Genomic DNA, 12,706 nt, shown 5'->3' on the forward strand with positions numbered 1-12,706 from the left:
ACGACAGCGATTGAGTTTTCTCGGATCGACAGCCCTCGCAGGCGTAGGAATGACCGCTCTGACCAAGGCGTCGGGCCGGTCGGTCATGTCGCTGGCCACCGAAGCCTGCCGTGCGGCTGTCGACGACGCCGGTCTCAGCCTCGAAGACGTCGACGGCATCATCAGCTTCAGCTTCAACAACGACTCGGTCTCGTCGCAGGCTGTAGCAACGGTGCTCGGCCTGCCTGCGCCGCGTTATCTGGTCGACGTGAGCCTGGGGGGACAGGCTCCGGCCTTTCTCGTCATGCAAGCCGCGGCGGCTGTCGAAACGGGCATGGCGAACAACGTCCTCGTTTTCCGTGCGCTGAACGGACGCAGCGGACAGCGGGTGGGGAGTACCCGTGCCCCCGGACTGGCGCCCGGTTTCAGATACCCGTACGGTCTCACCGCGTACCCGCAGTTCATCGCCATGTGGGCGCGACGTTTCCTGATCGAGACCGGAGGGGACGGGCGCGACCTCGGGGCCGTCGCGGTGGCGCAGCGCGCCTGGGCCGTCGACAATCCGCGGGCGGTCCGCCGAAGCCCGTTGACGATCGAGCAATACCTCGAGTCGCCGATGATCGCCGATCCGTTCCGTGCGGCCGACTGCACGACCGAGGTTGACGGGGCGTGTGCCGTTCTGGTCACCTCGCGCGCCCGCGCGTCAGACCTGAGGCACGACCCCGTCGTCATTCAGGGTGCCGCTTACGGGACCGGCAAGCGGTCCGGACTGGACGCCGGCGACGCCATGCTCTGGTCGGACATGACACGCAACTACACCAGCACCATCGCTGATGACCTATGGGGGAGCGCGGGGATCGCACCCGCCGACGTCGACATGGCCCAGCTGTACGACTGCTTCTCCAGCAGCGTTCTCCTCGCGATGGAAGGGCTGGGATTGGCCGGCCGCGGGGAGGCGGCGGACATGATCCGCGAAGGTCATACCCGTCCGGGCGGCCGGCTGCCGGTGAACACGAACGGCGGACTACTTGCCGAGGGGTACCTGCACGGGATGAACACCGTAGCCGAGGCCGTATACCAACTGCAGGGGCGCGCGGGGACGCGGACAGTCGAGGGTGCGGAGAGTTGTGTCGTCACGTCCGGTGCGCTCACCGACGGCTCTGCGCTGGTCCTGACCCGAGACAAGAGGACCGCCGCATGACGCCGATCGACTCTCTCATCACCGGCCTCGACCCCGACGGTGACGGGTTCTGGCGGGAGGTCGGCCGGAACCGTATCCCGGTGCGCCGGTGCACCGCGTGCGACACGCGGTTCGTGTTGCCGCTGCCGTCGTGCCCGGAATGCGGCGGCCCCGATCTCGAGATCCTTGCGTCCTCGGGCACCGGGTCCCTCTATTCCTGGGTGGTCGTGAACTACGCCTTCGACGAGGAGCTGTCGCGACAGGTGCCTTACGTCGTCGGCGCCATCGAACTCGACGAACGAGCCCGCATCTTCGCTCGCATCGAGGGTGTCGAACCAGAGGCCATGGTCCCGGGGCTGCGGCTGACGGCGACCTACCCGGACGATGCCGGGCGCCCCCCGATTGTCTTCGTACCTGAAAAAGGGGCCTGTCAATGAATCTCCCTGTCGCGGTTCACACTCCCGACCAGGAAAAGACCTACCGTGAGTCGGGCGCCTGGCCTCAGTTCACCCTCGCGGACAAGGTGCGTCAGTGGGCGTCCGAGCGCCCCGACAGCCTGGCGGTGGTCGACGGGACGGACGGGCGCGAAGTCACCTTTGGCCGACTCTGTGTGGACGCGTCACGCGTCGCGGGCTGGCTGCGGGATCAGGGTATCGGCGCCGGTGACGGGGTGTCCGTGCAGCTGCCCAATCGCTACGAGACGGTGGTGATGTACACCGCGGCGTCCATGGTGGGGGCCCGGCTGAACCCGCTGCTGCCGAACTACCGGAGACGGGAGCTCTCCCACTTCCTGCGGGTGTCGCGGGCCCGCGTCTACGTCACGCCCGCCGTGTACCGAGGATTCGACCACGCCGCCCTGGCCGCTGAACTGCTCGACGAGCTCGACAACTCGTTCATCCACGTGGTCGTCGACCAGGAAGCCCACGGACACGACGCCGTCTCCCTGTCAGACCTGCTGGGCAGCGCGCCGCTGGAGACGTTTCCCGTCGTGTCCCCGGCAGCCGTCAGCGAGCTGATCTTTACGTCGGGCACGGAGTCGCAGCCCAAGGCCGTCATGCATACGGAAGAAACCGTCAACCATTCCGCGCGCGCTTCGTACGACCACCTCGGACTCACCGTCGGCGATGTCGTGTGGATGCCGTCGCCCGTCGGCCACTCGACAGGGTTCAACTTCGGGGTCCGGCTCGCGCTGATACACGGACTGCCCGTCGTCCTCCAGGACCGGTGGGAGGCCAGCCGGGCCGCCGAACTGATCGAGAAGCACCGCTGCACCTACACGCTGGCCGCGTCGACCTTCCTCACCGATCTGCTCAGGGCCGCCCGAGAGGACGGGCGTGACATCAGCTCGATGCGGTTCTTCGGCTGTGGCGGTGCCCCGGTCGCTTCGGAGCTCGTCCGCGAAGCGGCATCGATTGGAGTCAATGTCCTTCGGATCTACGGCTCCACCGAGGGCCTCATCATCTCGTGGAACCAGATCTCGTCGCCGAGGTCGAAGCGCGAAGGAACCGACGGGCTGCCGCCGGAGCAGACGTCTGTCGCAGTGTGGGATGACGACGGACGACCCCTGGGAATGAACGAAGTGGGCGAACTCGCGGTCAAGGGTCCGAACGTCTGCGTGGGGTTCTTCGACGACCCTGTGCGTACTGCCGCCACCTTCACCCCGGACGGCTGGCTCCGCTCGGGCGACCTGGGCGTGGTCGACGAGGACGGCTACGTCACCGTTGTAGGCCGGAAGAAGGAGACCATCATTCGAGGGGGCCTCAACATCGCGCCGCGCGAGATCGAAGATGTGCTCGTCGAGATGCCAGGTGTGCGCGACGTGGCGGTGGTCGGGGTCGCCGACCCTCGACTCGGCGAGATCGTCGGGGTCTACCTGGTGCCAGAGCCCCCCGCACAGCCGACGCTGGAGGACGTGGTGGCCTACCTCTCCGCGAGAGAGATGGCCAAGTACAAGCTGCCGCAGTACATCCAGCTGATCGACGAGCTTCCCCGCACGCCCACCGGCAAGGTCCGCAAGACCGAGCTTGCAACTCGGGCCAACCAGGAACGGAGTGCCAGCCGTGATGACGCCGCGCACTGAGCTGACCGTCCGAGAGGATTGGGAGGTTGACGGTACGCGCGGTGTCCTGATCCGGATCAACCGGCCGGACCTGCGCAACCCGCTCGACCACGACACCGTGCGAGCGCTCCTTGTCCATCTGGATGAGGCCGAGGCAGATCCGCTGCTGCGAGGTTTCATCGTCACGGGTGTCGGAAAGGCGTTCTCCGCAGGCGGGGACCTGCGTAAATACCTCGACCTGTACAAGAATCCGGCACGCTTCAGCGCCTTTCTGGAGGACTTCAAGAAGCTCTGCGAGCGCCTTGAGCGTGGACCCCTGGTGACGTGTGCCATGGTGAACGGCGCTTGCGTGGCGGGCGGCCTCGAGCTCGCGCTCGCCTGCGACTTCATCACCATCTCCCAGACCGCGCGGATCGGCGACGGACACCTGGGATCAGGTCAACTACCGGGCGCGGGCGGGAGCCAGCGGCTCGGTCGCGCAATCGGGTGGCAGAAAGCCAAGGAGTGGATGCTTACCGGCCGGCTGTACACGCCCGCGGAGGCCGAGGCGGTTGGTCTCACCACGCTCGTCTCGGCGCCGGGCGAGTTGGAGGCGGCGACGATCAGCCTCGTTGCCGCCGCCGGGCAGCACAGTCCCCACGCCTACCGCACGATGAAGCAGCTCATCGACGTCGGGCGGCAGAATGGCCTGGACGACGGGTTGCAGAAGGAACTGGCCACAGTGCACACATATGCGACGACGTCGCACGACGCCCTCGAAGGCATCCAGGCCTTCCTGGAGAAGCGGCCGCCCGAGTACCAAGGGCTCCCGCCGGCCGGTAATACCGCCGAAGCCGATCTCCAACCTCGCACCCAGAAGGGCAACCGAACCCGATCGCTGCTCAAGACGTCGGCCCGGAACGTGTTCGGGCGAATCGGCTACGGCCATGCCCGGGTCTCGGACATCACGTCCGAAGCCAACCTGTCACAGGGCAGTTTCTACCGGTACTTCACCGACAAGGAAGCAGTTCTCATGGAGCTGCTCGAGGACCTGCTCCGCGACGTCGTAGCGTTCGCGCGCGACAGCTGGCTGCCGACCGAGCCGACACGCTCGGTGTACACCACGACGCGTAAGTACCTGACCTTCTACGAGAAGAACGCCGACCTGTACGCGATGCTCATCGAGGCGGCACAGCGGGAACCGCGGGTACGCGAGATGTGGATCCAGGCTCGGGACGTCTTCTATCACCGGATCGCTCGGATGATCACGCGAGCGCAGGCCGAAGGGCTCGCCGATCCATCGTTGGACGCAGAGTTCACGGCCACGCTGTTCGGCGGCATGACCGAACAGTACGCGTACGCATGCTTCGTCGAGGGGCGGCCGTCCTCGCTGAGCTTCGACGACGTGGTGACACAGATGTCCCGGATCTGGGCGAACGCGATCTTCCGTGAGGACGCCGTTCACGCACAGCAGTCGGAGGCCCGTCAGTGAATGAGCACCGACCGGTAGCCATCGTCACCGGCGCGTCACGCGGGATCGGGGCCGCGATAGTCGCGGTCTTGAGAGAGCACGACTGGTCCGTCGTCGGGGCCGACCTGGAGCCCTCCGAGAGTCTTCGGGACGAGAACGTCCGGATGATCGAAGGCGACGTGACCGATGAGCAACTCTGGGACCGGCTGGTAGATGCGGCCCAGGAGCTCGGCGAGCTGCGCGGGATCGTGAACAACGCCGGCGTACAGGGCCCAGGCGCCCGGCTGGCCGAGACGTCATTGGCGGACTTCGCCGCGAACATCACCATCAACACCCATGGCGCCTTCCTCGGAACGCGAGCCGGGTTGCGCTCCCTTCGCTCCGGCGGCTCCATCGTCAACATCGCGTCGAACGCCGGATTCCGCGGGGTCCCGCGATACGGACCGTACGTCGCCGCGAAACACGCGGTGGTGGGCTTGACCCGCAGCGCCGCGATCGAAGGGGCGCGGGACGGGATCCGGGTCAACGCGGTGGCGCCGGGGCCCACGCAGACACGCATCATGGACGCCGTCGCCGATTCATTCAATGCCGCCTCGCCGGCGGCGGCCCGGGAGAAGCTGACGGCCGCGAACCCGAGCCGCCGTTTCGCGGAGCCGGCGGAGGTCGCCGAGGCGGTCATGTGGCTGCTCGGCGAGAAGTCCGGCTACGTGACCGGAACTGTCATGCCCGTCGACGGCGGTCTCACCGCGCTGTGAAAGGACCTACGTTTTGAGTTCAGATCTATTCAGCGTCCGGGATCGCGTCGTCATCGTGACCGGTGCTTCAAGCGGCCTGGGCGAGCACTTCGGCAGGAAGCTCGCGGAGGCGGGCGCGAAGGTGGTGCTCGCCGCGCGGCGCACCGAGAAGCTCGAGCGCATCGCCGCGGAAATAGGCGACGCCCTGGTCGTGCCCTGCGACGTCACTGTCGACGACGACTGCCGGGCGCTGGTGGAACGAACCGTCGAACGGTTCGGACGTGTCGACGTCCTCGTCAACAACGCCGGCATCAGCAAGCCGAACCGGGTCGACGACGAAACCGCCGACGACTTCCGGCAGGTGGTCGAGGTGAACCTCCTCGGCGCCTACTCGATGTGCCGGTATGCCGGACTGCAGATGGTCGCCCAGGGCAGCGGTTCGATCATCAATGTCGCTTCCATCGTCGGGCTCGTCGGCCTCGGCCGCATGCCTCAGGCGAGTTACGCGGCGAGCAAAGCCGGCGTCGTCAATCTCACGCGTGAGCTCGCCGCCCAATGGGCACGCCGCGGCGTGCGCGTCAACTCGATCGCTCCCGGCTTCTTCCCGACGGAGATGACTGAGGGCCTGTTCAGCAGCGAACAGGGTGAGGCCTGGGTGGCAAAGTTGACCCCGATGGGCCGCTCGGGCAGGGAAGGCGAATTGCTGGGAGCCCTCCTCTACCTCGCAAGCGATGCGAGTAGCTACGTGACGGGATCGGTCCTGCCCGTCGACGGTGGCTGGACGGCGGTCTGACCCAAGGGCTCAGCGGGGTCGGCGCACCGTGCGCGGCAGCGCAGCGGTGACAGTCACCGTGCGCCAACGACAATCAGACAGGAAATTTCTCGATGACTGACAATCTTCGCTTCAACTTCACCGGACAGACCGTCATCGTGACGGGAGGAGCCCACGGGATCGGGCTTGAGCTCGGGCGCTTCTTCCAGGCAGCCCAGGCCACCGTCTACCTGGTCGACTTCGACGGCGACGGGGTGGCGAGCGCAGCCGCCTCCATCGGCGCGCGAGCTCATCGCGCGGACGTGGCGAACACCGCCGCGGTCGACGCTGCCGTGGATCGGATCATCGGGGAGACGGGCCGCGTCGACATTCTCGTCAACAACGCCGGCATCCTGCGCGACAAGGTCTTGTGGAAACTGACCGACGAAGACTGGGACCAGGTCCTCGCGGTTCACGCCGGTGGCACGTTCCGCTTCACGCGGGCATGCACCCCGCACTTCCGCAACCAGCAGTTCGGGCGGGTCATCAATGTGACCTCGTACACCGGGCTGCGGGGTAACACGGGTCAGGCCAATTATGCGACCGCCAAGGCAGGGATCATCGGCTTCACCAAGACCGCGGCCAAGGAGCTGGCGCGATTCGGCGTGACGGTGAACGCGGTGTCCCCCAATGCGGAGACCCGGATGATCGCCTCCATTCCCGAGGAGAAGAAGAGGGAACTCGCGGCGGCCATACCCATGCAACGGTTCGCGCAGCCCGCGGAGATGGCCGCCACCGTCGGTTTCCTGGCGTCGAAGGAAGCCGGGTACGTGACAGGCGTCGTCCTTCCGGTGGACGGTGGGATGTCGATGTGATCCCCGCATGAAGAGGCTTGATGACCACGGCGTCACCACCCTCGCATCGACTCCCTGATCTGCTTGCTCCACCGTCGAAGGGGACATCTGTCATGACGTCCAAGGTGCTTTCCAGGCGAGACCTCGACTTCCTCCTTTTCGAATGGCTCCAGTCGGAGTGCCTGACGTCCAGAGATCGGTTCAAACACCACTCGCGTGAGACGTTCGACGCTGCCCTCGAGCTGTCCCAGCAGCTGGCGGAGCGTCACTTCGCCACTCACAACGCCAAGAGCGACAGGGAAGAACCGCGGTTCGACGGCGAGCGCGTCACGATCATCCCGGAGGTCGCCGCGGCCCTGACCGCGTTCAACAAGAGCGGCCTCTTCAGCGGTGCCATGGACGAGGCACTGGGCGGTTTCCAACTGCCCAACGTCATCCATCGCGCGTGCTTCGCCTGGTTCCAGGCGGCGAACATCGCGACCGCAAGTTACCCGATGCTCACCATGGCGAACGCCAACCTGTTGATCACACACGGTTCTCCGGCGCAGATCGACACCTTCGTCGCCCCCATGGTCGAAGGACGCTACTTCGGCACGATGTGCCTCTCGGAACCTCAGGCCGGCTCGTCCCTCGCCGATGTCACCACGCGGGCCGTGCCCGCCGGTGACGGGACGTTCCGGCTCTACGGCAACAAGATGTGGATCTCGGGCGGCGACCACGAACTCAGCGAGAACATCGTGCACCTCGTCCTCGCCCGCGTCGAGGGATCACCTCGGGGGGTCAAGGGCCTGTCCCTCTTCATCGTCCCGAAGTTCCTCGTGAATGAGGACGGCTCACTCGGCGAGCGCAATGACGTCGTGCTCGCGGGCTTGAACCACAAGATGGGCTACCGCGGTACGACCAACGCCGTTCTCAACTTCGGCGAGGGCACACATACGCCTCGGGGGTCGTCAGGCGCGGTGGGATATCTGCTGGGCGAACAGAACCACGGCCTCGACTACATGTTCCACATGATGAACGAGGCCCGCATCGGTGTCGGCGCCGGCGCCACGTGCCTGGGTTACACCGGGTACCTGCATGCGCTGGACTACGCCCGAAGCCGGCTGCAGGGCCGGGTCGTCGGGGCGAAGGACCCCGCTACACCGCAGGTACCGATCGTTCAGCACGCAGACGTCAGACGGATGCTGCTCGCCTCGAAAGCCTACGTCGAAGGGGCAATGGCGCTGGTCCTGTACGCCGCCCGGCTCCTCGACGAGCAACAGACCGCCTCGGCCCCAGCGGCCCGGGACCGTGCCGGGCTGCTCCTGGACGTGCTCACCCCTATCGTCAAGAGCTGGCCGTCACAGTGGTGCCTGGTCGCGAACGACCACGCGATCCAGATCCACGGGGGCTACGGCTACACCAGGGAGTACCCGGTCGAACAGTTCTACCGGGACAACCGCCTCAACCCCATCCATGAAGGCACGCACGGCATCCAGGCGCAGGACCTCCTAGGCCGTAAGATCGTCATGCGCGACGGCGCCGGTCTGCAGCTGTTGGTGCAGGCCATCAGCGAGACCGTCGGCGAGGCCACCGGTGACCTCGCTGCGATGGGGGCACAGCTGCAGCATGCCGTGACCCGGGTCGTCCGGGTCACCGAGAGCCTCTGGGCCACCGGGGACCCGGCAACCGCGCTGGCCAACGCCGCGGCATACCTTGAAGTCGTCGGCCACACAGTCATCGCGTGGATGTGGCTGGAACAGGCGATCGTGGCAATGGGGAAGGAAGGCGACTTCTACGCGGGCAAGCGAGCAGCTGCGTCGTACTTCTTCACCCATGAGCTGCCCCGAATAGAACCGCAACTGGACCTCCTCGCTTCCATGGACGTCTCGTTGCTCGCGGTCTCCGAGGCGTGGCTCTGAATCACTGCGGTAAAACCAACGGGCGCCCGACGCTCATCAAGACCATGAGCCGGACGTACGTCCGGAAAAGGCTGAACAGAAAAGGCTCCTGGGAGTCTCGAAGTCGGAAGAGGGATCTGAGGTTGCGAGAACTTGTGCGTCCCGATCTGTTGGGTCCGTTGCTGGCGAAGGCCCTCGGCGATGACCGATGGCTGGCGCTCGAGCCGACGCTCATCGTCGGCGGCAAGTCGAACCTGACCTTCGAGCTCACAAGCGCGGCCGGCTCGGTGATCCTGCGTCGTCCGCCATCGGGCGACCTACTGCCGAGCGCCCATGACATGGGTCGCGAGGTGAGAATCCAGAAGGCGCTGGCCGGTACCGCGGTGCCCGTGCCGCGCATCGTCCTGGAGGACACCGGCGGTGACCTGTTCGGCGCGCCCTTCTATGTGATGGAGAAGGTGCGGGGCCAGGTGATCAGGGAGGAGCTGCCAGCCGGGTACGCCGAGTCGGCAGCACAGAAGCGCGAGCTCGCGTTCGCCCTGGTCGACACGCTCGCCGATCTCCACGCCGTCGATCCCGTATCCGTTGGCCTGGGGGACTACGGTCGTCCCGACGGGTACCTGGAGAGGCAGCTCCGGCGCTGGAGCGGGCAGTGGGACAAGTCGAAGACCCGCGACGTGACGGAGGTTGACGAGCTGCGGGCCCGGCTTGTCACGTCCGTGCCGGCTAGTCAGCGCGCGTCGATCGTGCACGGCGACTACCGGATGGACAACTGTCTGATGGATCCGGCTGACCCCGCGGGGGTGGCGGCGGTGATCGATTGGGAACTGTCCACGCTCGGCGACCCCTTGACCGATCTCGGTGTCCTGTTCTTCTACTGGCGAGAGCCCGGGGAGGAACAGCGCGCGCTGACACCGGTTGTCACCACCACCCCAGGATTCCCGAGCCGGGCCGACCTGGCAGCGCGCTACGCGGAGCGTACGGGAGCAGCGCTGGAGAGCATCGCCTTCCATGAGGCGCTGGCCCATTTCAAGTTCGCCGTCATCGCGCAGGGGATCGCGGCTCGTGTCTCGGCCGGAACCATGGCCGGCCAGGACTTCGGCGACCTCGACGCCGAGGTGCGCCGGATAGCTGAATCCGGCGTTTCCCTCCTCGCGCAGAGAGGCTGATCGAATGGATTTCGCTCTTTCCCCCAAGGCGCAGGAGACCTGCTCCCGGATGTGGGACTTCATGCGAGAAGAAGTGTTTCCCGCCGAGAGCGAGTACAGCTCATGGCGGGCGACCCACGACGCGCACGGCTACCCGCCGGTCGTCGAGCGGCTCAAGGAGTCCGCTAAGAAGCGTGGGCTGTGGAATCTCTTCCTCCCCGAGGCGTCGGGGCTGACGAACCTGGAGTACGCGGCCGTCGCCGAGATATCCGGCTGGTCACCGGTGATCGCGCCCGAGGCGATCAACTGCCAGGCGCCGGATACGGGGAACATGGAGACGCTGCACCTGTTCGGCACCGACGCCCAGAAGGAACGATGGCTCGAGCCGTTGCTGGCCGGTGAGATCCGGTCGGCCTTCGCGATGACCGAACCCGATGTGGCGTCCTCCGATGCCACGAACATCACCACGCAAATCATCCGCGACGGCGACCAATACGTGATCAACGGACGGAAGTGGTGGATCACCGGGGCGGCGGACGACCGGTGCCAGGTGTTCATCACGATGGGCAAAACCGATCCGTCTGCGCCGACGCACCGGCAGCAGTCGATGATCTTGGTGCCCCGTGATGTCCCGGGGCTGACGATCGAGCGGCATTTGCCGATCTTCGGCTATCAGGACCAGCACGGACACTCGGAGCTTGTGTTCGAGGATGTGCGGGTGCCGGCGAGCAACCTGCTCGCAGGCGAAGGGGACGGGTTCATGATCGCCCAGGCGCGGCTCGGGCCGGGGCGAATCCACCATGCTATGCGCGCGATCGGGATGGCGGAGCGGGCGCTGGGCCTGATGGTGGACCGGGCCAAGTCGCGGGTCGCGTTTGGTCGGTACCTCTCTGAGCAGGGCGTCGTTCAGGAACTGATCGCGCAGTCACGGATGGAGATCGACCAGGCGCGGCTGTACGTCTACAAGACCGCATGGTTGATCGACAACGTTGGTGCGAAGGGTGCGCGCACGGAGATCGCGGCGATCAAAGTCGCCGTACCGGCTATGGCCACCCGCGTGATCGACCGGGCGATCGAGGTCTTCGGCGGTGCCGGGGTCAGCGACGACACACCACTGGCCTATTTCTACTCACTGGCCCGCGTCCTACGCATCGTCGACGGACCGGACGCCGTTCACCGCCGCTCCGTCGCTCGTGAGGAGCTAAAGCGTGGAAGGCCGTATGTCGGCTGATACGGCGAGGCTGCGGTTGGCGACCGGTTGGGAGGCATTCATGCTTCGGTCTCTGAACGTCATCGTCGAACGCGTCTTTGGGCTGCCGGCGGAGCATCGCGCCCACGGTGGTGACGCAGGTCGGCACTACTGATCATCCTGATGGGCGGAGCGCGGCGGAGGACGACGAATGGCGGTAATGCGGATCGAACCCGATGACGTGACGGCAGACTGGACGCGTCCCGGCGTGTTTGAGGTTGCCGCCGGCGTGTATCGCATTCCACTGCCCTTACCGCACGACGGTCTGCGCTCGGTCAATGTGTACGCCCTGGCCGGCGACGACGGCCTCGTGCTGGTCGACTCCGGCTGGGCCATCGCGGAAGCCAGACAAGCGCTCGATGCGGCCCTGGCTGCCTTGGGCGCGGGTGTCGGGGACGTACGGCGGTTTCTCGTGACCCATGTGCACCGGGATCACTACGCGATGGCGGTGGCGGTACGGCGCGAGTTCGGTACCGCGGTGAGCCTCGGTGAGGGTGAGCGGCGGTCCATTCTCGAGCTGTCCACTCCCGGTCGTCGACCGATGTCCGACTACTGGCAGGCGCTGGTGCGATGCGGCGCAGGCGACATCGTCAGCGACCTCCGCGCGCAGTTCGAGCTGGTGCCGCACGATCCGGCGGACTGGGCGCTGCCGGACGACTGGCTGGCCGGTGGGGCGGACATCGAGTTATCGACCAAGACACTTCGGGTAGTGGCGACCCCCGGACACACCCGTGGGCACGTCGTCTTCATCGATCGTGACGCGCAGCTGATGTTCGCGGGCGACCACGTCCTTCCGCATATCACGCCGTCCATCGGCTTCGAGGCGGTGGCCGCCGAGCTTCCGCTGGGGGACTATCTGGATTCGTTGCGGCTAGTCCGGTCGCTGCCCGACCAGCGGCTGCTGCCAGCCCACGGTCCGGTCGGCCCGAGCGTCCACGCGCGCGTCGACGAGCTCCTGCACCATCACGCGGAGCGGCTGGATCATGCTTGCGGTGCCGTGGAGGACGGACTGACCGCGTACGAGGTCGCTGGTCGGCTGACCTGGACCAGGCGCGAGCGGTCCTTCGTCGACCTCGACCTGTTCAACCAGACGCTCGCCGTCGCCGAAACGGCCGCCCACCTCGACCTGCTGGTGGCGCAGGGGCGGCTGAAAGCTACCGACGCCGAAGGAGTGCGCCGCTACGACCCGGCATGATCGTCGGGGTGTCCGGCCCTGTCAGCGGGGCCGCGAACCTCGGCCTGTCACCCGACGCCCTTCCCCACTCCTGCACACCCTGTAGGTGCCGAGAACCGGGTCCGCGGGTCACGTCCCGCGAGATGGTGTAGATCGCCTGCGTGAGGCTCTGTGCGCTGTTCAGTTTTCCGGTCGATAACCGGCTGGGCAACGGGTGTGGCTATGCGGCGGCGAGTTCGGTGGTCGTG

11 protein-coding genes are annotated in these 12,706 nt (G+C 66.5%); all 11 read left to right on the plus strand.

Annotation, left to right across the window (positions count from 1 at the left end):
* Positions 1–49: 49 nt before the first annotated feature.
* The 11 genes from ACNTMW_RS33235 to ACNTMW_RS33285 all read left to right on the plus strand — a co-directional run bounded on the left by ACNTMW_RS33235 (position 50) and on the right by ACNTMW_RS33285 (position 12,479).
* Positions 50–1,180, plus strand: coding sequence for a thiolase C-terminal domain-containing protein (locus ACNTMW_RS33235; protein WP_426638029.1), 1,131 nt, complete (start codon positions 50–52; stop codon positions 1,178–1,180).
* Entirely contained in the window at positions 1,177–1,596 is a 420-nt protein-coding gene (locus ACNTMW_RS33240; protein ID WP_426638030.1) for a Zn-ribbon domain-containing OB-fold protein, read from the plus strand. The genes ACNTMW_RS33235 and ACNTMW_RS33240 overlap by 4 nt, the downstream gene beginning before the upstream one ends.
* Complete coding sequence (locus ACNTMW_RS33245; protein WP_426638031.1) at positions 1,593–3,239, plus strand: AMP-binding protein; 1,647 nt, start codon at positions 1,593–1,595, stop codon at positions 3,237–3,239. Before ACNTMW_RS33240 ends, ACNTMW_RS33245 begins: the two co-directional genes overlap by 4 nt.
* Positions 3,223–4,689: an enoyl-CoA hydratase-related protein gene (locus tag ACNTMW_RS33250; protein ID WP_426638039.1), complete on the plus strand. Its 1,467-nt coding sequence runs from the start codon at positions 3,223–3,225 to the stop codon at positions 4,687–4,689. Before ACNTMW_RS33245 ends, ACNTMW_RS33250 begins: the two co-directional genes overlap by 17 nt.
* A complete protein-coding gene (locus ACNTMW_RS33255; RefSeq protein WP_426638032.1) occupies positions 4,686–5,423 on the plus strand; it encodes an SDR family NAD(P)-dependent oxidoreductase in 738 nt (245 codons plus the stop codon). Before ACNTMW_RS33250 ends, ACNTMW_RS33255 begins: the two co-directional genes overlap by 4 nt.
* A 13-nt stretch (positions 5,424–5,436) precedes the next feature.
* Complete coding sequence (locus tag ACNTMW_RS33260; RefSeq protein WP_426638033.1) at positions 5,437–6,195, plus strand: SDR family NAD(P)-dependent oxidoreductase; 759 nt, start codon at positions 5,437–5,439, stop codon at positions 6,193–6,195.
* 137 nt (positions 6,196–6,332) lie between these two features.
* Entirely contained in the window at positions 6,333–7,028 is a 696-nt protein-coding gene (locus tag ACNTMW_RS33265; RefSeq protein ID WP_426638034.1) for an SDR family oxidoreductase, read from the plus strand.
* A 92-nt stretch (positions 7,029–7,120) separates the two neighbouring features.
* Positions 7,121–8,908: an acyl-CoA dehydrogenase gene (locus tag ACNTMW_RS33270; RefSeq protein WP_426638035.1), complete on the plus strand. Its 1,788-nt coding sequence runs from the start codon at positions 7,121–7,123 to the stop codon at positions 8,906–8,908.
* Positions 8,909–9,042: 134 nt separating this feature from the next.
* Positions 9,043–10,056 (plus strand): phosphotransferase family protein, encoded by a 1,014-nt coding sequence (locus ACNTMW_RS33275; RefSeq protein WP_426638036.1) that lies wholly within the window; start codon positions 9,043–9,045, stop codon positions 10,054–10,056.
* 4 nt (positions 10,057–10,060) lie between these two features.
* Positions 10,061–11,266, plus strand: coding sequence for an acyl-CoA dehydrogenase family protein (locus ACNTMW_RS33280; RefSeq protein WP_426638037.1), 1,206 nt, complete (start codon positions 10,061–10,063; stop codon positions 11,264–11,266).
* A 169-nt stretch (positions 11,267–11,435) separates the two neighbouring features.
* Complete coding sequence (locus ACNTMW_RS33285) at positions 11,436–12,479, plus strand: MBL fold metallo-hydrolase (RefSeq protein WP_426638038.1); 1,044 nt, start codon at positions 11,436–11,438, stop codon at positions 12,477–12,479.
* Positions 12,480–12,706: the final 227 nt, after the last annotated feature.

Origin of the sequence: Planosporangium spinosum, from assembly GCF_049999945.1 — a bacterium.
Lineage (GTDB): Bacteria > Actinomycetota > Actinomycetes > Mycobacteriales > Micromonosporaceae > Planosporangium > Planosporangium spinosum.

What these genes read in the sequence shown, in the direction of transcription:
- ACNTMW_RS33235 (WP_426638029.1), top strand. Translation starts at nt 50, where the DNA reads ATGACCGCTCTGACCAAGGCGTCGGGCCGGTCGGTCATGTCGCTGGCC.
- ACNTMW_RS33240 (WP_426638030.1), top strand. Translation starts at nt 1,177, where the DNA reads ATGACGCCGATCGACTCTCTCATCACCGGCCTCGACCCCGACGGTGAC.
- ACNTMW_RS33245 (WP_426638031.1), top strand. Translation starts at nt 1,593, where the DNA reads ATGAATCTCCCTGTCGCGGTTCACACTCCCGACCAGGAAAAGACCTAC.
- ACNTMW_RS33250 (WP_426638039.1), top strand. Translation starts at nt 3,223, where the DNA reads ATGACGCCGCGCACTGAGCTGACCGTCCGAGAGGATTGGGAGGTTGAC.
- ACNTMW_RS33270 (WP_426638035.1), top strand. Translation starts at nt 7,121, where the DNA reads ATGACGTCCAAGGTGCTTTCCAGGCGAGACCTCGACTTCCTCCTTTTC.
- ACNTMW_RS33280 (WP_426638037.1), top strand. Translation starts at nt 10,061, where the DNA reads ATGGATTTCGCTCTTTCCCCCAAGGCGCAGGAGACCTGCTCCCGGATG.
- ACNTMW_RS33285 (WP_426638038.1), top strand. Translation starts at nt 11,436, where the DNA reads ATGGCGGTAATGCGGATCGAACCCGATGACGTGACGGCAGACTGGACG.